27 protein-coding genes and 1 pseudogene are annotated in these 24,997 nt (G+C 40.7%); 17 read left to right on the forward strand and 11 right to left on the reverse strand.

Annotated elements, in window-relative coordinates:
* Positions 1–202: 202 nt before the first annotated feature.
* Together T356_RS0114790 and T356_RS0114795 are read right to left on the reverse strand one after the other, a co-directional pair.
* A complete protein-coding gene (locus T356_RS0114790) occupies positions 203–1,354 on the reverse strand; it encodes an IS91 family transposase (RefSeq protein WP_051563470.1) in 1,152 nt (383 codons plus the stop codon).
* Positions 1,347–2,225: a tyrosine-type recombinase/integrase gene (locus T356_RS0114795; protein ID WP_026515158.1), complete on the reverse strand. Its 879-nt coding sequence runs from the start codon at positions 2,223–2,225 to the stop codon at positions 1,347–1,349. The genes T356_RS0114790 and T356_RS0114795 overlap by 8 nt, the downstream gene beginning before the upstream one ends.
* 338 nt (positions 2,226–2,563) lie before the next feature.
* Between T356_RS0114795 and T356_RS19660 the strand changes: the two genes are divergently transcribed.
* The 12 genes from T356_RS19660 to T356_RS0114855 all read left to right on the forward strand — a co-directional run bounded on the left by T356_RS19660 (position 2,564) and on the right by T356_RS0114855 (position 10,964).
* Positions 2,564–2,977: a GNAT family N-acetyltransferase gene (locus T356_RS19660; RefSeq protein ID WP_035781336.1), complete on the forward strand. Its 414-nt coding sequence runs from the start codon at positions 2,564–2,566 to the stop codon at positions 2,975–2,977.
* Positions 2,978–3,088: 111 nt separating this feature from the next.
* Entirely contained in the window at positions 3,089–4,015 is a 927-nt protein-coding gene (locus T356_RS21345) for an NAD(P)H-dependent oxidoreductase (protein WP_197020927.1), read from the forward strand.
* 35 nt (positions 4,016–4,050) lie between these two features.
* Entirely contained in the window at positions 4,051–4,503 is a 453-nt protein-coding gene (gene tsaA / locus T356_RS0114810; RefSeq protein WP_026515159.1) for a tRNA (N6-threonylcarbamoyladenosine(37)-N6)-methyltransferase TrmO, read from the forward strand.
* Positions 4,504–4,687: 184 nt separating this feature from the next.
* Positions 4,688–5,614: a TIGR03943 family putative permease subunit gene (locus tag T356_RS0114815; RefSeq protein WP_026515160.1), complete on the forward strand. Its 927-nt coding sequence runs from the start codon at positions 4,688–4,690 to the stop codon at positions 5,612–5,614.
* A 23-nt stretch (positions 5,615–5,637) separates the two neighbouring features.
* Positions 5,638–6,747 carry a CobW family GTP-binding protein gene (locus tag T356_RS0114820; protein WP_026515161.1) on the forward strand — a complete coding sequence of 370 codons (1,110 nt, stop codon included), beginning with the start codon at positions 5,638–5,640 and terminating at the stop codon, positions 6,745–6,747.
* 247 nt (positions 6,748–6,994) lie between these two features.
* Positions 6,995–7,282: a hypothetical protein gene (locus T356_RS0114825; protein WP_026515162.1), complete on the forward strand. Its 288-nt coding sequence runs from the start codon at positions 6,995–6,997 to the stop codon at positions 7,280–7,282.
* An 85-nt stretch (positions 7,283–7,367) separates the two neighbouring features.
* Complete coding sequence (locus T356_RS0114830; protein ID WP_026515163.1) at positions 7,368–7,583, forward strand: DUF3791 domain-containing protein; 216 nt, start codon at positions 7,368–7,370, stop codon at positions 7,581–7,583.
* Positions 7,580–7,888, forward strand: a complete 309-nt coding sequence (locus T356_RS0114835; RefSeq protein ID WP_026515164.1) for a DUF3990 domain-containing protein — start codon at positions 7,580–7,582, stop codon at positions 7,886–7,888. Before T356_RS0114830 ends, T356_RS0114835 begins: the two co-directional genes overlap by 4 nt.
* Positions 7,889–7,890: 2 nt before the next feature.
* Positions 7,891–8,115, forward strand: coding sequence for a hypothetical protein (locus T356_RS0114840; RefSeq protein WP_026515165.1), 225 nt, complete (start codon positions 7,891–7,893; stop codon positions 8,113–8,115).
* Between the two features lie 107 nt (positions 8,116–8,222).
* Positions 8,223–9,368, forward strand: coding sequence for an ATP-binding protein (locus tag T356_RS0114845; RefSeq protein WP_081777878.1), 1,146 nt, complete (start codon positions 8,223–8,225; stop codon positions 9,366–9,368).
* Between the two features lie 66 nt (positions 9,369–9,434).
* Positions 9,435–10,193, forward strand: a complete 759-nt coding sequence (locus T356_RS0114850; RefSeq protein WP_035781338.1) for an SDR family NAD(P)-dependent oxidoreductase — start codon at positions 9,435–9,437, stop codon at positions 10,191–10,193.
* 321 nt (positions 10,194–10,514) lie between these two features.
* Complete coding sequence (locus T356_RS0114855; protein ID WP_026515168.1) at positions 10,515–10,964, forward strand: DUF3592 domain-containing protein; 450 nt, start codon at positions 10,515–10,517, stop codon at positions 10,962–10,964.
* Here T356_RS0114855 and T356_RS20570 read toward each other — a convergent pair.
* The 9 genes and pseudogenes from T356_RS20570 to T356_RS0114900 form a co-directional block, all read right to left on the reverse strand.
* Complete coding sequence (locus T356_RS20570; protein WP_051563471.1) at positions 10,917–12,722, reverse strand: iron-containing alcohol dehydrogenase; 1,806 nt, start codon at positions 12,720–12,722, stop codon at positions 10,917–10,919. The genes T356_RS0114855 and T356_RS20570 overlap by 48 nt on opposite strands.
* Positions 12,703–13,833: a phosphonopyruvate decarboxylase gene (gene aepY / locus T356_RS0114865; protein ID WP_026515169.1), complete on the reverse strand. Its 1,131-nt coding sequence runs from the start codon at positions 13,831–13,833 to the stop codon at positions 12,703–12,705. The genes T356_RS20570 and aepY overlap by 20 nt, the downstream gene beginning before the upstream one ends.
* Positions 13,826–14,665: pseudogene (gene aepX / locus T356_RS19675) on the reverse strand (phosphoenolpyruvate mutase); the annotation flags it as partial. The pseudogene aepX and the gene aepY, both read right to left, overlap by 8 nt.
* 54 nt (positions 14,666–14,719) lie before the next feature.
* The gene (locus T356_RS19680; RefSeq protein ID WP_051563473.1) at positions 14,720–15,388 is read right to left on the reverse strand and encodes a hypothetical protein; all 669 of its coding nucleotides are present in this window, start codon (positions 15,386–15,388) and stop codon (positions 14,720–14,722) included.
* The gene (locus tag T356_RS0114880; protein WP_035781425.1) at positions 15,375–16,070 is read right to left on the reverse strand and encodes a CDP-alcohol phosphatidyltransferase family protein; all 696 of its coding nucleotides are present in this window, start codon (positions 16,068–16,070) and stop codon (positions 15,375–15,377) included. The genes T356_RS19680 and T356_RS0114880 overlap by 14 nt, the downstream gene beginning before the upstream one ends.
* Positions 16,063–17,439 carry a B12-binding domain-containing radical SAM protein gene (locus T356_RS0114885; RefSeq protein WP_026515171.1) on the reverse strand — a complete coding sequence of 459 codons (1,377 nt, stop codon included), beginning with the start codon at positions 17,437–17,439 and terminating at the stop codon, positions 16,063–16,065. The genes T356_RS0114880 and T356_RS0114885 overlap by 8 nt, the downstream gene beginning before the upstream one ends.
* Complete coding sequence (locus tag T356_RS0114890; RefSeq protein WP_242846624.1) at positions 17,432–19,138, reverse strand: AMP-binding protein; 1,707 nt, start codon at positions 19,136–19,138, stop codon at positions 17,432–17,434. Before T356_RS0114890 ends, T356_RS0114885 begins: the two co-directional genes overlap by 8 nt.
* Positions 19,139–19,153: 15 nt before the next feature.
* Positions 19,154–19,744, reverse strand: a complete 591-nt coding sequence (locus tag T356_RS19685) for a lysophospholipid acyltransferase family protein (RefSeq protein WP_051563474.1) — start codon at positions 19,742–19,744, stop codon at positions 19,154–19,156.
* Between the two features lie 16 nt (positions 19,745–19,760).
* Complete coding sequence (locus tag T356_RS0114900; RefSeq protein WP_026515173.1) at positions 19,761–21,011, reverse strand: hypothetical protein; 1,251 nt, start codon at positions 21,009–21,011, stop codon at positions 19,761–19,763.
* 269 nt (positions 21,012–21,280) lie between these two features.
* Between T356_RS0114900 and T356_RS0114905 the strand changes: the two genes are divergently transcribed.
* The 5 genes from T356_RS0114905 (at position 21,281) to T356_RS0114925 (ending at position 24,934) form a co-directional block, all read left to right on the forward strand.
* Entirely contained in the window at positions 21,281–21,628 is a 348-nt protein-coding gene (locus T356_RS0114905) for a PadR family transcriptional regulator (protein WP_026515174.1), read from the forward strand.
* Positions 21,628–22,182, forward strand: coding sequence for a DUF1700 domain-containing protein (locus T356_RS0114910; protein WP_026515175.1), 555 nt, complete (start codon positions 21,628–21,630; stop codon positions 22,180–22,182). Before T356_RS0114905 ends, T356_RS0114910 begins: the two co-directional genes overlap by 1 nt.
* Complete coding sequence (locus T356_RS0114915) at positions 22,183–23,085, forward strand: DUF4097 family beta strand repeat-containing protein (RefSeq protein ID WP_026515176.1); 903 nt, start codon at positions 22,183–22,185, stop codon at positions 23,083–23,085. It abuts the gene before it with no gap.
* A gap of 409 nt (positions 23,086–23,494) precedes the next feature.
* Positions 23,495–24,490, forward strand: a complete 996-nt coding sequence (locus tag T356_RS0114920; protein ID WP_026515177.1) for a DUF4003 family protein — start codon at positions 23,495–23,497, stop codon at positions 24,488–24,490.
* Between the two features lie 228 nt (positions 24,491–24,718).
* On the forward strand, positions 24,719–24,934 hold the full coding sequence (locus T356_RS0114925; protein WP_026515178.1) for a hypothetical protein: 216 nt from the start codon (positions 24,719–24,721) through the stop codon (positions 24,932–24,934).
* The last annotated feature ends 63 nt before the right edge of the window (positions 24,935–24,997 follow it).

Here is a 24,997-nt window from a genome sequence, read left to right on the forward strand (position 1 = left end):
TTTGTTTGGGCTTCAGACCGATTTTCATCAGAGTGAACTAAGTCGCGTCCGGGTGGCTGTGGAATTTCAATCTGCCACTATCTATACAAATCTTATCATTGTTTCCGGCTAAAAGACATCAATCATTCTCAAATACAGTCTTTATTCCACGCAAAATAAGCCTTCGTGAAAAGGCTTGTCTATCGATATGAGATCCATTTATTCAACAGAGCATATATCTGCCGTCCATGCGAAAAGTGATGAGAGGTTCACCACATTTGGAACATTTGCAAATGTCATGGTTGTAAAGAATCTTGATCTTTTCAGCAGTTGTCTTGCCTCTGAGCTTGGAAAGATATTGCTCGCATCCAAGAAGATTCCTGCATAGAGTCATTTTCTGTGCTTTGCATCTGCAGGCAAGTAACCCATAGTAGCGTATTCTTATAAATCCTTTTGGGAGTATGTGCAGCAGAAAGCGAGACACAAACTTTTCTCCTGAGATAGTCATAGGCCTGTACTTGCCATCTACACGGTAGTCCTTTGCCGCGAAGGTTACATTCTCAGAATCTATACTCAGAATTCGACTGTTGCTTATAGCAATTCTGTGAGTATATTTCCCCAGGTATTTAAATACTTCCTGTGCTCCTTTGAATGTCCGCTTGGAATATACAACCCAATCCATAGCGTAGAGCTTATCAAGAAGACTTTTGAACTCAAAGGTATTCCTTAGCTTTTCTGCGCCACCGGTATAAGACAGCTTCTCGGACTCATAAAGGTATTTAAGTTCTTCCAGATAGTATCTTTTGAAGACGGCAGACATAACCTTAGCTGGCAGGAAGAATTTATTTCCTTTGTCCTTCCAATGATTCCTGTCATCAAGCCCGCCTCCTAGAACTATCGTATGAATATGCGGATGATAGTTAAGTTTGGATCCCCATGTATGAAGAATGCAGATGTAGCCTATCTTTGCGCCAAAGTGCTTTGTGTCTTTGGAAAGCTCTGACAGAGTTTTATTAGTTGCATGGTAAAGCGCATCATAAAGAAGCTTCTGATTGGCATAGATCAGAGGATACAAAAGTCCCGGCACAGTAAATACAGTATGAAAGTATGGTGCATCCAATACGTCTTCACGCCTTAAGTCTATCCACTCATCCACCTCCATTGCCTGGCACATAGGGCAGTGCCTGTTCTTGCAGGAGTTGTAATGTATAAACTTTGAATGACAGGATTCACACTCACTTACATGTGCACCCATTTCAGCAGTGCGGCATGATCTTATACACTGGATTGCTTTGAACTGTTCATCAGAAAACGATCTGTCAGCGACCATTGGCAGGAACTGCTCAAATACATCCTGTATGGTCACGTTATTCATCCCCATTGTCCTCATTGTCTTTTGAAGTATCTTCCTCTATTGGAAGATCAAATGGACTCTTGACACCCATAATTGCTTTATTTGTCACATGAACGTAAATGGCAGTGGAAGAAGCAGATTTGTGTCCTAACAGTGTCTGCACATACTCTCTAGGCGTTTCGTTTTCTATAAGATGGGTAGCAAAAGAATGGCGCAGGATATGAGGATGCACATCAATCCCGGCCTCTGCTCCAATTTTTTTTAACATGATCTCGATACCGCCAGTTTTTAAAGGTTTATGGGGCTTGCGAAGAGTAACAAATAGAGTGTCTCTTTCCTCCGGGCATTCACGCCAGTATTGCTTTAGAAGTTCAAGCGTCCGTTCTGAAAGAATGCTCCAATGATCACCATGATTTTTACTGTTGCGGACATGAATCTGCATAGTAGACATATATATGTCACCAGGAGCGAGCTTTACAACCTCACCTACCCTTAATCCAGACGAATAGATCAATGCAATGATTGCTTTGTTTCGGGTATTTTTGGCGGTGTCCACAAGCTTTTCTATTTCAGAGCGGGTTAAGACTTGGGGGAGAGTCCATTCAAGCTTCATGCGTGGAACAATGTCATAGTTCCATGGCTGATGGAGTATATGTTTATAAAAAAATGTGAGCGCAGAATTAATACCATTGCAATATCCCGTAGTTTTACCATCCTTACGTTTCTCCAGGATATAGTCGCGGGCATTGTAAATGGTCAGTTCATCAATGTTTTCGCAATCATTCCATGCGATAAACTTGCTGATATGATACTCATATATACTGCAGGTCCGAGGTGATAAGTTTCTGATAAAGCACTCCTCTTTGAGTTGCTTTCTAATTTCGTTATTCATAAAAAAATCCTCCAGAATTAAATATTTTCAGTAATAAAAAACATTCTTCCGGAGGAGGGCGAACTCTCAGCAGTAAAGAGTTGTGAAGAAATACAGAAAATGTTAATCTTTTCATAGGCGGAAGTAGTGGTTTTGTTTTGGTGTGGTAACTTAAACAATACTCCTTTTAGGAGACACTATCTACCGCCTTTCTAAAAAGAAAAACGCTGCGCCACAGCCTTGGCAGGCCGTCGCGCAGCGACTTAGTTCAATTGGAAGATAAAAAGACAAATTCCAGTTTGTCGGGATGAGGGCATAGCCTTTTATCTCGCAATTTAAGCTGCTAAAAGGAAAGAGTTATGGAAATCAAACTGATTGATAATATTTTGAAAGCCGAGGATTTTGTAAGGCTCCGTATAGAAACAGGATTTGCTGAAGTTCCTTTGGAACATGCACGTCGAGCACTAGAGAACGGACTTCTAAATGTATCTGCATATTACCAAGGTGAATTGATTGGAATTGGTAGGTTAGTCGGTGACGGGGCCATGTATTGGTATCTTCAGGAAATAATTGTTTTACCTGAATATCAGAAAAAAGGTGTAGGAACTCAGATAGTTAATCATTTAATCGGGTATGCTAAGGAAAATTCAAAGACTTGTAAATTTACTACTATCGGCGGGGTTTCTGCAAAAGGAAAAGAAGGCTTTTATCAAAAACTTGGATTTGAAATAATTTCGAATGGAATTAAGAAAATGATAGAAAACGAATTATAAAGTTGATTCGTAATAGAACTTCCAATGTTCGGATGATTTTGTCTGTGCAATTCTATGCGGAGCATATGCTGTTTTGGATGAGGAATCTGAAATCAAATAAAAGGAGATGAAATGAAAGCATTTATAGTTTACTGTCATCCGTCAGAGGATTCATTTACAAGGAATATTCGAGATGCTTTTATCAATGGAATCATTGATTCGGGAAATGAATATATTCTATCGGATCTATACAAGATGAATTTTTCTTCCGATATGACGGAAAAGGAATACCAAAGAGATGCAAATTATCTTGATACAGATGATATTGCGGAAGATGTTCTGGCGGAACATGAGAAGATTAACTCATCGGATGTTATAGTATTCATTTATCCTGTTTTCTGGACTGAAGCTCCCGCAAAGCTTGTCGGGTGGTTTGACAGAGTCTGGTCATATGGATTTGCTTACGGTAACAGAAAAATGAAGATGCTTGATAAGGGCCTTGTCATGTGTTCTGCCGGGAATCCTGTTGAAAGACTTGAACAATTTGGACTTCTTGACAGCATGAAAAAGGCAATGCTTGGAGACAGGCTATATAACCGTATAAAGCAATCGGAATTTGTTGTATTTGACTGTACATCAAGAGAAAAAGAACAGAGAGATAAAAACTGGGATCGGAATCTTCGTAAGGCATATGAAAAAGGAAAGAATCTCTTTGCAAAAACCGATGAGGAGTTCTCTTTGGAAAATAGATTCTTCACAGCACTTGAAAACTCTGAGTCAGGTGAGGTTTCCTCAGATACAATCTTTAGCTATCATCAAAAAGGAAATGTTATTTGGGCAGAATATTCGGGTGGCAGTATTGTCAAAGGATACCTGATCGGAACCATGGATGATAAACACGAACTTCATTTTGATTACCGTCATATCAATACCAATGGCGAGTCAAAGTCCGGGACATGTGATTCGAAACCGTTAATCATAAATGAAAAACTACGGTTTAGCGAGAACTGGAGATGGTCAACCGGACAGGAAGGTACATCGGTAATTGAAGAGATCTGAACTGAAATTATAAATCGGAATTTGAGGTGATATGCATGAGAATAGAAATGGAGCCAATTGGTTACGTTAGAAATGAAGTAAAGGATAGAAAAGATACTGCTTGGGGAGAAGACACTTCTTCTATCTTGTTGGATAAACGGTACATATCAGGTTTGAAGGGCCTTGAAGACTTTTCTCATGTAATCATCATTTATCATCTTGATAAAGCAAAGTATGAGAAGGATAAGCATCTCCAAAGAAGGCCTCAGAACAGAGAAGATATGCCATTAGTTGGTATTTTTTCGCAGCGTGGAAAAGATAGACCTAATCGTATCGGTATGACTTCCGTCAAAGTGGTTTCTGTTTCAGAGGATGCACTTGTTGTTAAAGGACTTGATGCTGTGGATGGTACCCCAGTGTTAGATATCAAGCCATATTATCCTGTTTATGATAAGAAAGATGCAGTTGTTCCAGAATGGGTTAATAGATTGATGGAGCATTATTTCTAATAGATAAATTCAAATTTGCACGAATGACCTCTGAGCTCAAAATGAGCTCGGGGGTTTTTTTGTAAAAAATTGAGAGTGCCAAATTAAGTGTGTAAGTTTTTACAGCGGCGTATCATATTGACACGCCGTGTATTATAGAATTATAATGATTTGCAATTGTGTTGCATATTTAGAAGGAGCGATAATGGAAACAGCGGTACATATTTTTGCAGGGTTCCTTGATAGTGGTAAGACTACGGCTTTACAGGGGACTTTATTAAGAAAAGAAGATGTCGCAAAACGTTCTGTAGTCATATGCACAGAAGAAGGCGAGGAAGAGTACGATATTGATGCTCTTAATGATAGGGGAACAAGCCTTGTCACAATTGAAGAAGAGGAAGAACTGACAGAAGACTTTCTTGAGGAAATAAAGAAGGTTCACAATCCGGAAGTCGTATATATCGAATTTAACGGAATGTGGGATCTTAAGGCGTTTGTCAGAAAAGATCTGCCGGAAGGTTGGTATTTTTCAAATGTTTTCAGCCTTGTAGATGCGAACACTTATGATATGTACCTGATGAACATGCGTCAGACTATCATGAATCCGCTTAGTGTTTCGGATGTGATCCTTTTTAACAGGTGCGATGAAAGTTTCAAAAAGAGTGACGTAAGGCGTTCTTTAAAGATCTTAAACAATTTGGCTGAGGTTTATTTTACAAAGCCGGACGGAAGTATAGATTTTGCAAATGAAGAGTTTTCAGTTCCTGAAAAAGACGGAGTTCTTGATGTTACCGACAAGTTCTTTTGCCCATGGTTTATTGACTGTATAGAGGATACCGACAAATACTATGGGAAGACGGTCAGGTTCACGGCTCTTATAACAGGTGGTAACGGACTTGGCAGTAATCAGTTCTATGCGGGGCGTTATGCTGCGATATGTTGTGCGGAAGATGCGCAGTATATCGGATTTGTGGCAAAGTATGACGGTGAGATTCCCAAAAACGGCGACTGGGTGGTACTTGAAGCAAGGATTGCCAAGGGGCAGAGATCGGACAATAAGCTTGTTATTCTTTTGGTTGTAAATAAACTTACCAAGATAGAAGCACCGGAAGACAGATTTTTATATTTTTGAATAAAAAAGAATGGAGAAATGCAATGTCAAAGAGAGAAGTACCTATAGTGATCATTACCGGATATCTCGGATCGGGCAAGACAACCCTGATGCAGAATATCCTTAAGCAGGAAAAGAGAAAGATAGCGCTTATCGTAAATGATATGGGAAGCGTAAATATAGATGCGTCCATATTGAATAAATCGGGAAACAAGCTCCTTCAGGTTGAGATGGTTGAGATGCAGAACGGATGTATCTGCTGTACTTTGAAGGACGAGTTCATGGCAGAGATAGAGCGCTTGTCAGCTGATAAGTCAATTGAGGCTATTTTTGTTGAAGCATCAGGAATCAGCGAGCCGTCGTCAATTGCGGGCGCGTTTATAAATTACGAAGAGATGACTCCCGATACTAGAGTGTATCTTAAGGCTGTCGTTTCCGTGGTTGATGTAGACAGGATATACCGCGAGTTCCTTCATAACCTTGCTTCCGAGGAAGAGAACGACGACGGAGACATCATAAACCTCATCATGGATCAGATTGAATTTTGTAATCTGATGATACTTAATAAGACGGATCTTTTGACCGAAAGCGAGCTTTCAGAGGTAAAAGCGGGACTCCGAAACATCCAGCAGGAGGCGGAGATGGTAACTGCCGTACACGGAGACGTCGACCTCGATGTTATATTAAACAGACCTGACCTTGATTATGAAGAGGTTGAGGCCTACAGCGCTGTTCAGAAGGCTCTTAACAACTGCGAACATGACGATGAGAAGGCATGCGTTGACGAGTACGGAATTTCTTCATTTGTTTTTGAGGAAAAGAAACCCTTCAACCGTGAGGCTTTCAACAAGCTTGTAATGGATTATCCCGAGACGCTTATCAGAACCAAAGGTTACATCTGGTTCAGCGATGACTGGGATCACATACAGCTCTTCGAGCAGGCCGGAAGAAACGCTTCCATAACCGAAATGTCCGAGTGGGTATCCGCATGGCCCGAGCAGGAGCTTGCGCCTGTATTAAAAGACTTTCCCGATCTCACGGACGACTGGGACGAAGTATACGGCGACAGAGGCAACCAGGTCGTGTTCATCGGCAAGGGGTATGAGAAAGCGGAGATTGTGAAGCTTTTGTATGATTGTATAGATGAGAAATAAAGAGGAATAGTTGTATTAAAAAAGATAAGGACTTCAGTTTGTTTATGGTAATAGACTGAGGTTCTTTTTAATCTGTGGTATAAGAAAAGTAAATTTGAATGAATTCTACTGTATAATGTAAATAGATTTAAGGAGGGTGTTTAATGGAGCAGGGAGATATCATTAAAATTTCAGGCTTCAAAAAACAACTTTTTTGTTATAATTCTAGTAAGCTTCAATGAAAGAGTTAATGCGAGGAGGAGAGCTTATGAATACGGCAGATAAACTTGAGATACTTTTGGAAAAAGCAAAGAGTGATTCGGCGCTTAAGCAGAATCTTCTTGATACAAGAAATGAAGCAGATCCGCTTGCAGCTTTTTGCAAAGTGGCAGCAGGCGTAGGAGTTGAGCTGTCTGTTATGGATATAGTTAATCAGGGCGAAGAGTTTTACGCCGAAATCAAGCGCAGTACCAATGGCGGCGGAGAGAATTCACCGGATCTTGATTTTCAGAATGACGAGTATTCTATATTCATGATGAGGCTTTCTGATCTGTGAATTGATGGATTGTAAATGCTGAGTCTGTTTGCATTAGATGATATAATAAATGTATATTGAACGATATATACTAGGAGAAAGAAGTATGACTAAGGAAGTATTCTCTTTTGTTATATATATGATACATGCATGTGCAAATAAGTGGGGAAAACTACCGTCAGAAGTATATTCACTTTTGAAAAAAACTGAATGTATTAATTCATTTTTGGTTCCTCATTTTGATGTGCTCCATACGCAGAGTACAGCATATGTAGTAGATGATATCATGGAATATTTAAATGTCAGGGGAATAAAGATATGATTGTATACCATGGAACGGTTGAAGTGATAAAGAAACCTGATGTTTTTCATTCTTTTAGACCGTTAGATTTTGGAAAAGGTTTTTATGTTACGACGGTAGAAGAACAAGCTCGTAAATGGGCTGAACGAAAAGCTGATATATTGGGAAAGACAACAGGAATTGTCAATATGTATCATAACGGAATCTGGGACAGGGACAGAGCTTTAAAGGAAATAAAGGTGTATCAGACCTACGATCAGATTGCATTTATAACTCAAAAAGCTATTGATAAGTTGCTTAAGTTTGATTCATCATATGAGGTTTAAATATGGATGATAAAGTATTAGAACAGGTATATCAGGAGGGTTTGGAAGAGCGACTTATTGCATATATTGCAGAGCAGCATAATATTTCGCTTGATGAGGCAATGGATATTTACTATCGAAGTAAACTGGCGGATAAGATTAATGCGGGAACATATGGAATACAGTACTTGGATTATAAAGTTCTTGCTGATATATTAGAACAGACTGAGCCTGAATTATTGGTATGAGTATATAGTTTGATGGATTTTTGGGGAGTTGCTATTGTGGCGGCTCCCATTTTTGTTATAATGCTATAGCAGATAGAGAAAAATGTTTTAGGAAAGAAATAAATACAATGAAAGAAATATCACTTAATGACCTTCGCAAGCTGGCGGAGGGCTCATACAGACTTATAGATGTGCGCGATGAGGCGCTGGCTTCGTATGGCATGCTTCCCGGTGCGGTTCGCATTGATATGGAAGAGCTGGAAAAAGAAGATAGTGCGGTTATCGGCGAAATTCCGCAGGATAAGAAGCTTATTCTTTACTGCCAGATCGGTAAGAAGACCAAAGAAGCATGCGACCTTCCTGCTCTTAACGGGCGCGAGTATTACGGACTTGAAGGTGGTTATATGGGCTATCTTCAGGATGAGCTTGCGCACATGGAAGAAGGCGGCGAGAAGCAGAAGAAGGCTGAGATGAGTATCAGGAAGAAATACCATAAGCAGCTCTTTTCCAGATTCGCCAAGGCTTGCAAGACTTACAAGCTCATAAATGAAGGCGATCATATTGCGGTTTGTATTTCAGGTGGCAAGGATTCCATGCTGATGGCTAAGCTCTTTCAGGAGATTCAGACGCACAGGCAGGTGAAGTTCGATGTGACCTTCCTTGTCATGGATCCCGGTTACAACAAGGAGAACAGGCAGCTTATTGAGAGTAATGCCAAGGCGCTGGGAATACCGATCACGATTTTTGAGAGCAATATTTTTGACTCCGTCGACAATATAGAAAAGAGCCCTTGCTACATCTGTGCGAGAATGCGCAGAGGCTTTTTGTATAGCAAGGCAAAAGAGCTTGGATGTAATAAGATCGCACTCGGTCACCACTACGATGACGTTATCGAGACCATTCTTATGGGAATGCTCCAGGGCGGACAGATCCAGACGATGATGCCTAAGCTTCACAGCACTAACTTTGAAGGCATGGAACTTATAAGGCCGATGTACTTTATCCGCGAGAGTGATATCTGTGCGTGGAGAGATTACAACGAGCTTCATTTCCTTCAGTGCGCATGCCACTTTACGGAGACGTGCTCGACCTGTCATACGGATGGAACGACATCATCAAAGAGACTTGAGACCAAGAAACTAATCGAAAGGCTCAAAAAAGACAATCCTTTTGTTGAGTCAAATATCTTCAGAAGTGTCGAGAACGTGCAGCTTAATACGATCATCGAGTATAAAAAAGACGGCGTAAGACACAACTTCCTCGATGAGTACTGATCTGATCAAAAAACAAAAATAACGAAGATGGCATTGACGGAACTTGCGGAGTAAGGAAAGAGAATTATGAAAACAGCTTTTATAACGGGAGCAACTTCGGGGCTTGGCGCCGAGTTTGCACGCAGATATGCAAAAGAAGGATACAGACTTATTCTCACAGGCAGAAGAACGGAGCGTTTAAATGCCATGAAAGATGAGCTTGGCACAGAGTGCAGGATCATTACGGCGGACGTTTCGGATGAGAATAAGTGCAAGGAACTGCTTGATGATATAGCAGGCGAAGAGATAGATGTATTTATCAACAACGCAGGCTTTGGCACGGCGGGAAGCTTTCTTGAGACAAATCTTGAAAAAGAAATATCGATGGTGAAGGTAAATGATGTTGCGATGCACATCCTGTTCAAGGGAGTGCTTGCAAAGATGCATAAACAGGGGCACGGTACGATTTTGAATGTCGCATCGTCGGCAGGTCTTTTCCCTGCAGGGCCTTATATGGCGACCTACTATGCGACAAAGGCTTATGTAACATCGCTAACCAAGGCAGTAGCACATGAGCTTAAAGAAATCGGCAGCAGCGTGTATGTAGCATGCCTTTGCCCCGGGCCTGTAGATACAGAGTTCAACATGAATGCAGACGTTACATTTGCTCTAAAAGGCATAACTGCCGAAAAATGCGTTGATGAGTGCCTTAAAGGTATGAACAAAAAGAAAACGGTTATCATACCGACACTTAGAATGAAAGCTGCTATCTACGGAAGCAGGCTTGTTCCCGAGAACTTTGTGATCAAGATGACTGCAGGGCAGCAGAAGAAAAAAAGGCAATGAATTCGGTCAATTTTTAAGGCAGATGCACCACATAATAAATATATAATCGTGCTTTAGAAATTTGCAATCAACTGAACGAGTAATTATGGTTCAACCGGATCGAGAGATTTGGTTGAACCTTTTTATATTTCCGGGCTATTCTCTATCATTGATAAAAACGAAAGTATATGATAAAATGTTAATACATTGTTACGCAACTCTATATTGTAAAGTTACATAGCGAGGTGGGCTTGTAATCGGTGTGCTGGTTTGTGAGCATTTGAATTACTGAATTATCATCGGCCGGTACACCGCGATATAGAGATTTTGAGGAGTTTGATCATGCTTAGTGCGAAGATTTTTGTGGTAGGTTGCCTTTTATTTATTGGGATTATTTCTTTTATTGTGTCTGTTGCACTTAAGATTCATGGAAAGAAGCTTGCAAAGAACTGTGTCGGAAGTTGCATGGCTGAAGTTGTGGATATGAAACGCAGGGCCGGTAGTGATCATATGAATGATTCTCCCGGAATACACTACTCATATTTTCCGGTGTTCAAGTATATTGTAGATGGAAAAGAGTATAAAGCAGAAACAACTATGGGAAAGGAACTCAATAAGGTTCCGCAGATCGGAGAAAGAATCAATATTTTTTACAATCCGGTCAATCCCAAAGAAATCCTGGTTCCGGGAGATGATAAGCTATTTAAGATTGTATCTGTAGTAATGCTGATTACCGGAATTGTTTTAACTATCGCAGCAATCCTGTGCTATAGATTTATAGATATTGTATAATTCACTTTTATCAAAAATAACAGGATTGTTATTTAGTCTCGAGGTATTTACTGAGTCTGCAAGGGTGTTAAGGTCATCTGCATTAATGGTGACCGCCGGCAGATTCAGTTTTTTTATTATGTCACTTACATAGCTTATGCTTTCATCAATTCCTGATTTAGTAAGAACACTTGCAAGTGAAAGCAAAGTCTCTTCTAATTTCTTGTCGGTTTTTGCTTTTTCTTTTAGCAGTTTCCAGCATGGAATAAGGCAGAGAGCGACAGCATGTCCGTGAGCTATTTTATACAGAGAGGTCAGTTTGTAGCTCATTGCATGCGGGGCGGTGGTTTTGGAAATATTGATTGCTTTGCCGCTGTAATTTGAGGCTCTCAGTATATTTTTGGAAGCTGTAATATCGCCGCATAAAAAGGATTCGAGATTAGCCAATATCATCTCAATGCATCTTGCTGAATAGTGCCTGCTTTCATCATTTGCATTTGCAGCCCAGTAGGATTCTATCGCCTGGCACAAAGAGTCAGACAGAGTAGAGTTTCTCTGATATTCGGGAAGCGAAGCTAAAAAGCTGTGATCAAGTATTGCTACATCCGGAAGAACAGAGCCGTGTTCAATCGAGAGTTTTTGGCCATTATAATAGATCACGGCAAATGAAGTGGATTCACTTCCTGTACCGCAAGTTGTGGGAACAGCGATATGATATATGTTGTTGTAGTTGTACTTGCCGTTTAGAAAATCGTATTCGTTATCAAGAGTCGCAAACAGTTTTATGCATTTAGCTACATCAATGGCGCTTCCTCCGCCGATTGAAACAATCGTTTTGCAACCGGATTTTTTAAAGAGACAGGCTCCTTTTTTTACATCTTCATATTTGGGATTGGGAGAGTAGTCGCTGAAAAAAACGGCATCCACGCCTATACTCTTAAAATCTTCAGAAGCTTTTTCTTTTAATGATCTTGTGCATACAACAAAAGACGGCGACTTTTTATCGATATGTTTTTTAATACATGATATATAGTCGGAGCTTTCCTTTATTGTCTGTTCTCTATAGTCAAAATATTTTATCTCATTCGAAACGCGGATGTAGTCCTGCTCGTTGTCTATCTCGTCAATATAATCATCTTTGTAAGATAAGCCGTAAATACTGATCTCATCACTGATCTCGTTGAGGGCGTTCTCTGCATATACCGTGGTGATGCCGTTATTTACGAATTCCCTGACTTTGTTTTTCCATGCGGTTATAGCGCTTTTACCAAGCTTATACAGAGGCTGGAAAGCGTAGCAATCGGAATCGAAAATATTTATCGAGACCTCTTTTAGAATATTATCCTTAAAACGTCCCTTGAAATCCTTGGAGGGAAGGTCTTTATTCTCATTAAAAAGACATACCGATTCATGCGGATCTGAAAGGAGCTTGGGCACTAAGTTCTTGTTAAATACAAGATCTCCGTGCAGCATCAGGATATCATCATCCAGCATGTCATAGGCATAGTCCATGGATACGATATAATTTGTTGTCCTGTAATCAGGATTGTTAATAAAGGTAAAGTTAAGATGAGAGTACCTTTGTGAGGCTTCTTTAAGCTGTTCCTTGCAGAATCCCGTCGTTACGATGAATTCTGTTATCCCGCAGCCGCTAAGTATTCTTATCTGTCTTTCAAATATAGTTTCTCCGTTATATAATTCGGCCATGCATTTGGGAGCTTCTTTGGTAAGATGCCCCATTCTGGCTCCGATTCCGGAATTAAATATTAGTGCTTTCATATGTGCTCGCAATCTTTTTCATGAATTGTTCTTTGTTATAAATGGGAGTTGTGGTCGGTCTTCTGAGGTCTTTTCGCGAATCTGAATTTACGTTTATCACGATGGCGACCTTACCGGCTTCCTGCTGCTCTTTGAGTGCTGATACTATAGCCTCTTTGCAATCTGCGACAAGAACTTTTTTAAAGCCAAAACCTGAGAGGATTTTGGGAATATCGATATCATAAGCGATGGTAGGTTGTCCGCCGACCGATTCGTGGCAGCCATTGTTTATCAGTATATATTTAAAGTTATCGGGAGCGTTCTGCACTGCTACGGCAAGTCCGCCCATGTGCATGATAAAAGCGCCGTCGCCGTCAATACAATAGATGTTCTTGTCGGTGCTGCGGCTTATGCCAAGAGCAAGAGACGAAGTGTGGCCCATAGAGCCGACGGTGAGAAAGTCATTTGCGTGGCCCTCGTTATTTTTTTCTCTTATCTCAAATATTTCTCTTGAAGTTTTACCTGTGGTGGAAACAATAAAATCGTTATCATTAAGACTTTCTATGATCGCTGCGAGCGCTTCCTCGCGGGAGAGGGCATTTGTATTGGCTCGGTTACGACCTTCTTCGAATTTGGAAAAAGAATCTTTTCTTACGACAAGTGCGATCGGTCTTGAAGTCTCGGCTACATAGTCGCGGCAGTATTTTATCTGCTGCATGTAATTTTCGCACAGGATCATATACTTGATGCCCAATGTGTCAAGAAGCGGGAGAGTAAGTTCGCCCTGCTTTATATGCTGGGGCTCGTCCTTGGTTCCCGGTTCGCCGCGATATCCGATAATTAGTAGCATCGGAATCTTATATACCTTCTCGTCAGATAAGGACAGAAGCGGGTTAACGGCATTGCCAAGTCCCGAATTTTGCATATAGACAACGCCGTATTTTGACGTCGCGATATTATAGCCGCTTGCGAGGGCAACAGCATTTCCTTCGTTGGCGGTTATGATGTGATTTTCTTTGGAAAGAGTATTTACACAAAGGCAGAATTCTTTCAGTAATGAATCGGGAACGCCCGCAAAATAATCGAAATCATTGTTGATCAGTGTTTCATAAAAGGCCTTGGTATCAATCATTTTCATCTCCGATAAGATTTAGTATTTCTTTCATTGAAGTGCAATATTCTTTACTTGCGGCAAAAGAGCTTTCATCTTCAAGGATCTTTTTTGCGGCAGCGGACATACTCTTGTATGCGCTTCTAAGCAGCTGATTGGCGTAGATGACAATATTTGCGCCGTTTTCAAAGAGCTCTGTTTCGGTATATTTGGAGTACGTTGTCGGAATCAGAACGACCGGAACTTCAGGGTGTTTTTCTCTAAAACGCTTCAAAAATTCCATTATTTCAGCGCCGTCTTCTTTGTAACTGTGGATCATGATCCCGTCAGCACCTGCTTCGATGTAGCAATCGGCTCTTTCAAGAGCATCGCTTAAAGGCTTGTTTGCGATAAAACTTTCAATCCTTGCGATGATCATGAAGTCACTTGTTTGGAGAGCTTTTTTGCCCTGCTTTATCTTGTTTGCAAAAATCTCTTTGTCTTCAAGAGTATGCAAAGAAGGATCGCCGATAAGGGAATTTTGCTTTAAGCCCTTCTTGTCTTCAATTATGATGGCTGAGACGCCGAGCTTTTCAAGTGTTTTTATATTATATGCAAAGTGCTCCGGATGACCGCCTGTGTCGCCGTCAAAGATAAGAGGCTTTGAGGTGACTTCGAAGATTTCTTCAACAGTCTTTATCCTGCTTGAAAAATCAACTACTTCATTATCGGGCTTTCCCTTTAATGTCGAATCGCATAAAGAACTAAGCCACATGGCATCATATTCTTTGCCACAGACTTTGGTATTTTCAACGATAAGGCCGGTCAGTCCGTTAGATGCTTCCATGACTCTGACGGTTTTCTTCGCGGAAAGTAATTCCTTTAATTTTTTTCTTCTTACTTCGGGTAAACTATTCTTCGTACCGCATCAGTCCCTTCTTTTTGTATTTAATAGATTTCTATTGAACAGAAGCCTGTGGATGAGTATCAGATTAAGTGTTAAGAACATGCAAGTGTTTTGAAATACACTGACTTTATCCATGTAATTTACAGTTTCAACTCTTGTTTTATAAAAGTATTTCTCTTCGTAGATGTAAGCTGACAGCAGCGCGTCAATATCTTTTATGTTGTATCTGTAATACTTTTTATCCATGGTCACGGCGCCTGACAGCTCTATAAGCTTTGCGACAAAAGACATGCAGTTGTGCGCTTTGTAGATCCTAAAGCCGTGAATTACGGGCATTGTAGCCATGGAATAAAGGTTGAATACATAATTTGGATCATTTTCAATTTTTGAGATATAAGCCTGTATCTTAAGCTTGTTTTCCGGAGACACGGGGAGTCTTAATACTTTCATTTTGACTTTTTTGTTATCGCCAAAAGCGTAGCAATCAAGCGTCTCATGCATGAATCCGGAGTAGAACGGAGCATAATGCTTTTTTCTTGAAAAAGTAATAAAATCATCAAGCCTGTCATTTAAGCAGACCGCGATGTGAGTATATTCATATTTGGAAAAAACTCTTACGAATTTTCCAAGGCCCGAAAGAGCCTTTATAAGCACTACATAAATATATTCCTGTGTTTTATCGTTTTTCATCGTCTTTTAATTTTAATCTTTTGAATAATTGAATCTGTAACCGTATCATTTCGTAATACATTGGTATTCCGCCGGCGATAAATATGATGTCTGCGGCTTTAAATCGGAATCCGGATAATTCCAAAACAGGTTCGCTTCCGAATATCATGCCGAGGATGCAGATCGCTATGAACAGAAGATGCGTTTCGATAGGACCAAGTCTCGGGAAAAGAAATTCGTTTAAGTACCTGATATAGTTCATGGCCGTAAACATAAGAAGTCCGTAGACCGGAACCAGGAATATCGTTATCTCAAAGCTTGCGATTCCGGAGAAGGAGAGGGCTATCAGCAGATAAGTGATATGAAGTATATCTGTGATAAGGTCAAAAAAAGCTCCTGCGTCGGAAGACATATTCTTTTTGCGGGCGACATATCCGTCCAGATCGTCGCAGATAATATGCGTAAGGAGCCCAAATATTGTGCCGATTAAAAGCACCTTATTATATTTGGATAAAAAAGCACATATAATCCCAAACAATCCGCCAAGCGAACCGATCAGGGTTATCTGATTCGGTGTCATCCACGAAGGGACTATCTTGCCAAATGTGTTATATACGATTGGATAAAAAGCATTTTCCAATTTGCTTGGGACTATTTTCTTTACTTTGTTTTCGTCATTGCCGCTTGCTGAAGTATTATTCATATTCATTCCTTATCTTTTTAAATATGTTTGCGATGAATGATCTTATATAATCACCGTAGTCTATAAAATCGTATATTCCTTCTTTTTGCGCCTTTAAAAACAATTTGATTATCAAAATATAATAATGGAAATAATATCTCCTTATACTCATATTATTTGGCTTTGCAACTAAATGCAAATAGTCAAAATGAGACGGATCGTCTGTTATGATCCTGTCCTTGTAATTATCGTAATTTTCTATGCCAAGCTCAGGTGTGAGAATGGAAATCGCAACATGTTTAAGGTTGTGATCTTTTACCCATTTGTAGAGATACTTGAAATCCTTTTTGGTGAAATCAAGGTCGACAATAAACATGCCCATTAAGTTGATGCCTAAACTGTTGCAGATTTCTATGCTTTTTATATTTCTGTTTACGTCGGATCTTTTGTCATAGCCGCTTAAATGGTTATCGTTTACGGATTCAAGTCCTACGAGTACGTAATAAAGCCCAATGCTTTTTAAGTCTTTCATTAACTCTTCGTGCGTTGATATAAAGTCGGAGCGCCCGTAGCATATGTAATTCTTCTTGATGTTTCGCGCCTTTATAAGAGCTATAAACTTTTTTATCCTGTTTTCGTCAAAGAGAAAGTCATCGTCCACAATGTAGATGTTATCTGACTTTATCTCGGCTATTTCATTTACGACATCTTCAATATCACGCTCTATATATTTGCCGGAATTCATTCTGTTTCTTATACAGAATTTGCAGCGGTAAGGGCAGCAGTATGCGGTTCTGACCCAGGCGGAGTGCTCGAGCTCCAGATATCTGTAGTTGTTTGGATGCTCGTAGAAATAGCTCCTGTCAGGGCGGGGCAATCTTTTTATATCAAACGGAAGAGATTTATTCTTGTGCCACTTTCCGTCTTGCTTATAGCAGATGCCGTCAAGCTGCGAAAGATCTGTTTCCTTTTTGTATACGGAATAGTCGATGATATCAAGTATCTTAAAGATATCAAACGTGGTCAAAATATAATCGACATAGTCCCTGTACATTCTTTCGTAGCATAACTGGGCGTGAAGTCCGCCTATTACAGTCACGATATTTTCGTTATATTTCTTTGCGTCTTCGCAGTACTCGAGCATAAAGCTTTCCTGTCTGGTTCTGCCGCAAACATAGACAACGTCAGGATTGTATTTCTTTAGTGCATTTGGAATGCCTGTATTTTCTATCTGACCGTCATATAAATAAACGGTATGTCCTTTTTCTTTTAAAATGGTTGATATGTACTCTAATTCTAAACACTCGTTCTCGATAACACCGACAAAATTATACTTTGTTCTGGATATTTCCGGATGGACAAGCAGAATTGTTAGCTGGATCTTATTCATGCGTTGTCTGTTCTTCTTTCATTAATTCGTTATAAGCGACCTTTCCCACCAAGGTCTTGGGGAGATCGGTCCTAAATTCATATTCAAAAGGCCATGAATATTTGGCAAGATTTTTTTCGCAATGTTCTCTTATTGAGCGCATCACGTCATCACTTGCGGTTATGCCGTTTTTTAGGACTATAAATGCCTTTGCGACTTGTATTTTATAAGGGTGATCGATACCGATCACGCAAGACATCAGTACGTCAGGGTGCGAGTCTATCACGTTTTCGATATATTGCGGATAGATGCAATAACCGGAGCTTACAATGAGTCTTTTAAGTCTTTGCTTAAAATACACAAAGCCGTCCGCGTCCATATACCCGAGATCACCTGTATGAAGCCATGAAAGGCCGTCCTCATGAATCTTTATGGCTGCATCTGTTTCTGACTGATCGCCCAGGTAACCTTTCATAACGGTAGGACCGCTTAAGACGATCTCACCTTCTTCGCCGTAAGGAAGCTCTGTTGTTGTCTTGGGCTTTACTATTTTGTAATAGGTATCTGGATAGGGTATTCCGATACTTCCTTCGCGGTACTGATCTATCGGAGTAATGCAGCTTCCGGTAACGCACTCGGTAAGGCCGTAGCCTTCGCGAACCTGGGTATTTGAGCCGTGCTCGTGCAAAAAATCATCTATCTTTTTCTTGAGACTGACTGAGAGGGAATCGCCGCCTGAAATGACGCACTTTAAGAAAGACAGATCATAGCCGTCTAAATTCTTGTTCCGAAGCAGTGCTTCATATAAAGTCGGAACACCGGCAATGACATTTGGTCTGTATTTTTTGAGTAATTTATCAAAGGTTTTAATACTGAAAGTCGGGAGTAATATTGATGTCATACCGTGATATTGAGCGGTATGGATGCAAATACCCAGACCAAAACCGTGAAAAACGGGCATTATGGCTAAAATTTTATCTTTCGGATCCAAACAGGCACATGCTTCGATTCCTTGCATCGCAAGCGCATTGAAATTCAGATTCGTAAGTTCTATTCCTTTCGGGTAACCGGTAGTTCCGCCGCTGTATAATATTGCAGCTACTTCGGCGCCTTTGGAATTACAGGTCGAATGATCTGTATTGCCCTGACCTGATCTTATAAGGTCTTTCCATTTGAGCATGGAATCATTTTTTTCTAATTTAATTTTCCTGCCTTTTGTGAGCATGTACAAAACTTTCATGTACAAAGGCATTGAATCGGCAACAGAAACCAAAATGATCTTTTTTAGCCCGGTTTCATGGGATATATGATTGATCTTGTTAAAGGCAAGGTCGATCGTGATTATGTATTTGCTGTCTGATATGTTTATGAAGTATTTTATCTCGGGCTCTGCGGATAAAGGATGTATCATGTTTGCAACCGCACCGATCTTGTTTAGGGCATAGAAGCTTATGATCGCTTCCGGTGTGTTGGGCATGCAGATGCTTACTTTATCTTTGGGGCCGATGCCTAAATTTCTGAATGAGCGCGCACACAGGTCGATCTGATCCAGAAACTGTCTGTAGGTCTTTTTATTGCCGAAATAGTTATAACTTATGTTGTCCGGGTGACTGCCGGCAGTCTGCTCAAGCAGCTCAAACAAAGATATGTCGGGATAATCCAGGTGCTCTTTTATTCCGTTGTAAAAACGGTACCAGGGAGTTTTAACTGTATTTGTCATACTTAATCCTCACGGTTATTTCCTGTTATCGAGTATCAGCTGTTTTACTGTTTCGAATAATAAGACGTTTGCCTCTTCAACACTTAGAGCTGAAACATCCAAGGGCTTACCGAATACGATCTTCAGGTCTTTACTTCTGAATCTGTAGTCGCCGGTAATAGAGTAGGGGATTATCATGCTGTTTGTCTTTTTGGCCATTACGACCGCGCCGAATTTAAAGGGTAGCAGTACTTCGTCTGTGTAATTACGCTTTGCTTCCGGTGACAGATTTATCAGATTGCCTTCTTTCAGGTAATCGATGGCACTGTTAAGCGCTTCTTTGTTATGCTCGGCATGCAGGTCGACGGGAATCGTTCCGATTGCTTTGAAAAAACCTCCGAACGGGCCGTCGTGCAAATCCTTTTTGGCGAGAGTATGAACGACTCTGCCGGTACAGGCATCTACCAGGATAGGATCGAGGGCATGCTTGTGATTGCCTGCGATAACAGCGCTTCCTTCACTTGGAATATAATCTTTATTCACAATGGTCGGATTATAATAAAGTTTAAAAATAGGTCTGATAAGAGGCTGTATTATTTTATACAGAAAAGCGTCTTTGTTCTTCATAGACCACCTGTTTTATTTATCCGTAGTAATTATTATTGTTGTTGTTGTTATTCATCTGCTGATCGTTGTAGTAGTTGTTATCCGGCTGCTGGCCGTTGTAGTAGTTATTGTTATTTGCGGGTTGTTCGTTGTAATAGTTGTTGTTAGCCTGCTGATCGTTGTAGTAATTGTTGTTTATCTGCTGGTCATTGTAGTAACCGTTATTATTCATCTGCTGATCGTTGTAGAAAGTATTGTTGTTCATCTGCTGTCCGTTGTAGTAAGTATTATTGTTTGCGGACTGCTCATCGTACCACCCTGTTGACTGGAGGATAGTCTGGGGCTTTTTGTTGCTGATGACAACTTTGACCACTACTGCGACAATGATCACAAACACTGCTCCAAAGAAAATCCTTCCTGCCCAGTAATAGGGATTGGAAAAGAGCTCGTCGTCTGACTGGCCGATTCCGGGACGGCTGTTAAAAAATGCGTTCATGTCGATTGTCTGCTGGCTGCTTATATCCTGATAAGTCTCATAGGTGTCTGTGTTATTTACAGCCTGATCAACATCTTCAGGTGAACCCGAACCCTGTGCCGGAGCGGGCTGCGAACCTCCGGAATATCCGGGTGCTCCTGATGCGAGATTCGTAAATGTTGTGCCTTTTATGAGTTCTTCGGAATATTTCCTGAGTTCTCCCATACCTACACCTTGCTTATCACTTTTTACATTAAAATAATATGATCTTCCATGGAACATTGTTGAGAGCGAATATACACTCATCACTTCTCCGTCGTCGGTATATGTCGTCGAAAGTCCCATGTACTTGTTGCCGTTAATGGTGCAGACCTGGTCAAAAGTAGTTACATCATTCTTGCTCGCACCGTAGGATGTAGCTGATGAAGCCAGATCCTGAGCAATTTCTTCAATCTCTTCGTCGGTTAGCATATTTATGTTGGCCTGAGATGAAACGGTGATGCTGGATATTGATGCTTCATAATAACAATCTCTTTTCAGCATGACGGCATCAACATATGTATCGTTGTTTCTTAGTGAGTTCATAAGTTTTTCGGAGGATATTCCGTATTCATCTATATTTTTACGATATGATCTCTGTCTGTCAAAAAGGAAATCATATTGTGCCGGAACATTAACCTCTATGCCAATCTCAGGTACCTTTACTATATTTTCATCTATATTTCCGTTAGCGGCTGCATTGGATGCGATTGGCTGTGCCATGAATAAAACAGCACCCATTAATGCTGATGCAATTTTAATTATATTTTTCATTTTTTTCCTCGTCAAAATTATAATAATTAATCTTTTTATAACATAACACAAGTTTGTTAAATTAGCAATAATATTATCGGATTTGTGATTTTGAGTGGAAATCGTTGAGATTTAGTTGAATGCTGAGATTTTGCAGGATAACAGAGAGTTAACAAAAGGTTGTTTTTGGGGTAGAAAAAATTTTTTTGCCGCACAGTAGGTAACCTTGACAGCCGTAATATTATACGGTATATAATATTGTATCGAAACAAGTTTAGCGAGGTGAGTGCATGACGTATCAATTAACGGCACCTTTACTCGATGCATGTGTCTTGGGGATTGTCCGAAGTGAAGATTCATACGGATATACGCTTACGCAGAAAGTCAGGCAGGTCGTAGATGTCTCGGAATCGACGCTTTATCCGGTGCTCAGACGTTTACAGAAGGCAGATTATCTAAGGACATATGATGCACCTTATCAGGGGAGAAATCGGAGATATTACGCTATCACTGAAGAAGGTAAAAAAATGCTCGAGTTCTATGAAAGCGAGTGGAATGAATATAAGGGAAAAATCGACGGCCTTATCAAGGGGACAGGATTGGAGCCGTCGGAGGGAGTAACGGAGGAAAAAGGGTAATGAACAAAGAACAGTTTTTGAAGGAGCTTAATGCAAAGCTTAAATATCTTCCCGAGGCAGACAGAAGTGATGCAATTCGTTTTTATGACGAATATATTTCGGAGATGGAGCTTACGGATGATGAGGATGTTGCGGCTAAGCTCGGAACGCCGAAGGAAGTTGCTTCGGACATCATAAGCCAGTGCACTCAGAAACATATGGATAATGTAAGTGAACAGAAGACAGTAAAGGGAAGTGCCACAACAGCATGGCTTATCATACTCGGTATACTGTCGCTTCCGCTGTCGCTTCCGATCGCGATAGTGGTATTTACGATGATCTTTGTTTTAATAGTGATGTTTTTTGCGATGCTTGTCGTTGCATTTGTCGGAGCGCTTGCAATTCCGTGGAGCATAGCCGTTCCGGGATTTTCGCAGAAGATGTTTACTTTAGGCTACGGCCTTGTATCGCTTGGCGGCGGAATTTTGATGGCCTACGCACTTACGGCTGCGCTTAGAAAATTATTCAGATCTATTGTTTCAAAAGTTTCAAAGAAGAGAGTGAGGGTTGCATAAATGAATAAAAAAGTAATTCTTATTGCCGCCGCTTCAATGGTAGTTGCCGGTGCGGTATTCGTGGCTTGGGGAGTAAAGGGCGGAGCAACTCCCGTCATAATGATTGGTAACAAAAACGTTGAAGACTACAATAGCAGTAAAGAGAACGGAACAATTGATATCTCTGATTTTGATACACTAACAATTAACGCTGATTCAGTAGATGTGCGTATTATTGAAGGTGATGAATATAAGCTTGAGTATTATGTAAATAAGGAAAAAATACCTGAAGTAAGTCAGGACGGTAAGCATTTGACAATCAATCAGCCTGCTGTTAAGCAAGCGTTATACTTTTTTTCATGGGAGTACGCTATAGGTTTTCATGAAGAATCCAATTATACGATCACTGTACCCAAAGATGCAGCGCCTTTGAATGTTGATATTAAAAACGACTATGATGATATAATTATTGACGGCGTTGATGTGAACGGAAGCATTGTGACGGATAGCGACGATGTGGAACTTGAGAATGTTTCATCAAGTGACCTCAGCGTAAAGACTTCGGATGGAGAAATTCGTCTCAATAATTCTGAATTTGATAAGCTTACACTTGAGAATTCTGATGAGGAGATGTTTGCCGAAAAGTGCACTATAAATAATCTTGATGCGAAGTCTTCAGGTGATGCGATCACACTTAATGATGTCAGGATAAACACAGCAAATCTCGAGGCCGGCAATGATATAAGAATTGATATAGTCGGACCGAATGACTATTCGTTTGACCTTGTTTCCGACGACGGAGAAGATGTTGTTGTGGGAGAAAATAGGATGGAAGGCTCTTTTAAAGTGGATAATGGAAGCGGCAAGAGCATAACGGCCAGGTCCGATTCCGGCGAGGTCAGAGTTTCTTTTTCGGGCGAATGATGAGTGTATTTTGAGCGGTGCTTTTTTGCGTCGCTCATTTTTTAATTGAATAGGAAATTCCTATTCAATTAAAAACGCTCCGCTATGGATGCGACCGATGCGAAGAAGTATTATGCAAGCTAAAGCTTGCGCGCATCGGCGCGCAAAGAGTTGCAAAGCAACTCTTTGTTTTTGAATAGGAAATTCCTATTCAATTAAAAATACTCCGCAGAGATGCGCAGCTCGCGGAGTGGTAGATAATTGCTTCGCAATACCGCTCGCGCGCTAGCATTTCTCGAGCGAAATGCTTTTTTTATTTGTATTAAAGAAAAAAGTAATAATTTGTACGCAAATTACTCTGTAATCTTCATTGACAGCACTGTATCATATTGTATATGATATTTTGGATAATTGTAGAAGGAGAGAAGCAATGCAGACCGAAGTAATGGAAAAATGTGATCTTTTAGTCCAAAACAGAAATCTGATCTACAGAGGATTTATGCTTGAGGACAGCCTTATGCAGGTAATTGCTGCAACTGCTTTTGTTGATCGCGATGAGACAACGGAAGTTAAGGCAATAAAAGAGTGCAGAAAACTTTTACGTAAAAAACATAGCGCATTTTCATATCTTCGTGGAAATAATGAGCTTTTTATTTCATCCAAAATGGCACTTTCCGATGATCCGGAGAAGTATCTTAATAATGTCACTGAAATTTATGAAAAACTTCAAAGAGGTAAATTCATTGGTTCGATATTCAGGGTTTTATCCGCTGTGATCATTTGCGATGCAGGAAAAGCTGATGAGGCGGATGCGATAATAGAAAAGACCGAAGATCTTATGGAAGGCATGAAGTCGGCGCATCCTTTTCTTACCAATGATGAAGATACATGCATGGCAGTTCTTCTCGCAATGACCGATAAGAAGACCAAGGATATATTAAAAGAGCTTGAGTCGACTTATCTTGAGATAAAAAATGACTTTATGTTATATAAGAATTCAGCATATTCGTTGTGCCAGGTTCTTACGACATTTGACGGAGCATACAAGAAAAAGTGCGACAGGATACGTAAGTTGTCCGATGCATTTAATGAAGCGGGGATCAAGTATGGTAAGGAGTACGAGCTTGCATCCATAGGGCTTTTGGTAAATATTCCGATGGAACCTAAGGATATCGTCGCTGAGGTTGTGGGAACAGCAGAGTATCTTAGAACAAAGCCGGGCTTCAACTTCTGGTATATGACCAAGCAGACTCGTCTTATGTTTGCTGCGCTTATCTTCTCAGCAGTTCATCTTGACGACAAAGCCAAGGCTGAAGCCACAGTCACCGCCGGCACGCTCACAAGAGTAATAGCCCAGCAGGTAGCAATGCTCGTTGTGGTGGCAACTTCCTCGGCGGTTGCGATATCGGCTTCGACTAATAACTGATGGCTTCGCGGGCGCGGGGACGCATTGGTATATATAGGAATGTGCAGTGTACGGCTGCGCAGTGATTTTCATGGATTAAAAAAACAGGAAATGCCTCTTTTCACTTCGTTCAGAGAAGTCGGCATTTCCTGTTTTTTTAAATCTTGAAAATAATCTTGCTCGTCCGAAGACTGCACATTCCTATATATACCAACGCGTCCCAGCTGTTCTGTGAATGGAATCAGAATTATGAGGTGGAAGCGAGCACCGCACAGGAAGGCTGAGGAAGTATGCGGTGTAAAAAGTGAAGATGTCACCGCACAGGAAGGTTGCGGAGAATGTGTGCGGTGCAGAAAAGAGAAAGTGCACCGCACAGGAAAGCTGCGGAAGATGTGTACGGTGCGAAAAGGTGAAAGTGCACCGCACAGGAAGGCCACAGAGGAAGTGTGCGGTGCGGAAAGGTGAATGAGCACCGTACAGGAAGGTTGCGGAAGATGTGTACGGTGCGAAAAGGTGAAAGTGCACCGC

This window comes from Butyrivibrio sp. LB2008 (genome assembly GCF_000621565.1).
Taxonomy (GTDB): domain Bacteria; phylum Bacillota; class Clostridia; order Lachnospirales; family Lachnospiraceae; genus Butyrivibrio.

Excerpts from the sequence above, each read along its gene's own strand:
- T356_RS0114790 (WP_051563470.1), bottom strand. The coding sequence starts at position 1,354 with ATGAATAACGTGACCATACAGGATGTATTTGAGCAGTTCCTGCCAATG.
- T356_RS0114795 (WP_026515158.1), bottom strand. The coding sequence starts at position 2,225 with ATGAATAACGAAATTAGAAAGCAACTCAAAGAGGAGTGCTTTATCAGA.
- T356_RS19660 (WP_035781336.1), top strand. The coding sequence starts at position 2,564 with ATGGAAATCAAACTGATTGATAATATTTTGAAAGCCGAGGATTTTGTA.
- T356_RS21345 (WP_197020927.1), top strand. The coding sequence starts at position 3,089 with ATGAAAGCATTTATAGTTTACTGTCATCCGTCAGAGGATTCATTTACA.
- tsaA (WP_026515159.1), top strand. The coding sequence starts at position 4,051 with ATGAGAATAGAAATGGAGCCAATTGGTTACGTTAGAAATGAAGTAAAG.
- T356_RS0114815 (WP_026515160.1), top strand. The coding sequence starts at position 4,688 with ATGGAAACAGCGGTACATATTTTTGCAGGGTTCCTTGATAGTGGTAAG.
- T356_RS0114820 (WP_026515161.1), top strand. The coding sequence starts at position 5,638 with ATGTCAAAGAGAGAAGTACCTATAGTGATCATTACCGGATATCTCGGA.
- T356_RS0114825 (WP_026515162.1), top strand. The coding sequence starts at position 6,995 with ATGAATACGGCAGATAAACTTGAGATACTTTTGGAAAAAGCAAAGAGT.
- T356_RS0114830 (WP_026515163.1), top strand. The coding sequence starts at position 7,368 with ATGACTAAGGAAGTATTCTCTTTTGTTATATATATGATACATGCATGT.
- T356_RS0114835 (WP_026515164.1), top strand. The coding sequence starts at position 7,580 with ATGATTGTATACCATGGAACGGTTGAAGTGATAAAGAAACCTGATGTT.
- T356_RS0114840 (WP_026515165.1), top strand. The coding sequence starts at position 7,891 with ATGGATGATAAAGTATTAGAACAGGTATATCAGGAGGGTTTGGAAGAG.
- T356_RS0114845 (WP_081777878.1), top strand. The coding sequence starts at position 8,223 with ATGAAAGAAATATCACTTAATGACCTTCGCAAGCTGGCGGAGGGCTCA.
- T356_RS0114850 (WP_035781338.1), top strand. The coding sequence starts at position 9,435 with ATGAAAACAGCTTTTATAACGGGAGCAACTTCGGGGCTTGGCGCCGAG.
- T356_RS0114855 (WP_026515168.1), top strand. The coding sequence starts at position 10,515 with ATGCTTAGTGCGAAGATTTTTGTGGTAGGTTGCCTTTTATTTATTGGG.
- T356_RS20570 (WP_051563471.1), bottom strand. The coding sequence starts at position 12,722 with ATGAAAGCACTAATATTTAATTCCGGAATCGGAGCCAGAATGGGGCAT.
- aepY (WP_026515169.1), bottom strand. The coding sequence starts at position 13,833 with ATGATTGATACCAAGGCCTTTTATGAAACACTGATCAACAATGATTTC.
- T356_RS19680 (WP_051563473.1), bottom strand. The coding sequence starts at position 15,388 with ATGAAAAACGATAAAACACAGGAATATATTTATGTAGTGCTTATAAAG.
- T356_RS0114880 (WP_035781425.1), bottom strand. The coding sequence starts at position 16,070 with ATGAATAATACTTCAGCAAGCGGCAATGACGAAAACAAAGTAAAGAAA.
- T356_RS0114885 (WP_026515171.1), bottom strand. The coding sequence starts at position 17,439 with ATGAATAAGATCCAGCTAACAATTCTGCTTGTCCATCCGGAAATATCC.
- T356_RS0114890 (WP_242846624.1), bottom strand. The coding sequence starts at position 19,138 with ATGACAAATACAGTTAAAACTCCCTGGTACCGTTTTTACAACGGAATA.
- T356_RS19685 (WP_051563474.1), bottom strand. The coding sequence starts at position 19,744 with ATGAAGAACAAAGACGCTTTTCTGTATAAAATAATACAGCCTCTTATC.
- T356_RS0114900 (WP_026515173.1), bottom strand. The coding sequence starts at position 21,011 with ATGAAAAATATAATTAAAATTGCATCAGCATTAATGGGTGCTGTTTTA.
- T356_RS0114905 (WP_026515174.1), top strand. The coding sequence starts at position 21,281 with ATGACGTATCAATTAACGGCACCTTTACTCGATGCATGTGTCTTGGGG.
- T356_RS0114910 (WP_026515175.1), top strand. The coding sequence starts at position 21,628 with ATGAACAAAGAACAGTTTTTGAAGGAGCTTAATGCAAAGCTTAAATAT.
- T356_RS0114915 (WP_026515176.1), top strand. The coding sequence starts at position 22,183 with ATGAATAAAAAAGTAATTCTTATTGCCGCCGCTTCAATGGTAGTTGCC.
- T356_RS0114920 (WP_026515177.1), top strand. The coding sequence starts at position 23,495 with ATGCAGACCGAAGTAATGGAAAAATGTGATCTTTTAGTCCAAAACAGA.
- T356_RS0114925 (WP_026515178.1), top strand. The coding sequence starts at position 24,719 with ATGAGGTGGAAGCGAGCACCGCACAGGAAGGCTGAGGAAGTATGCGGT.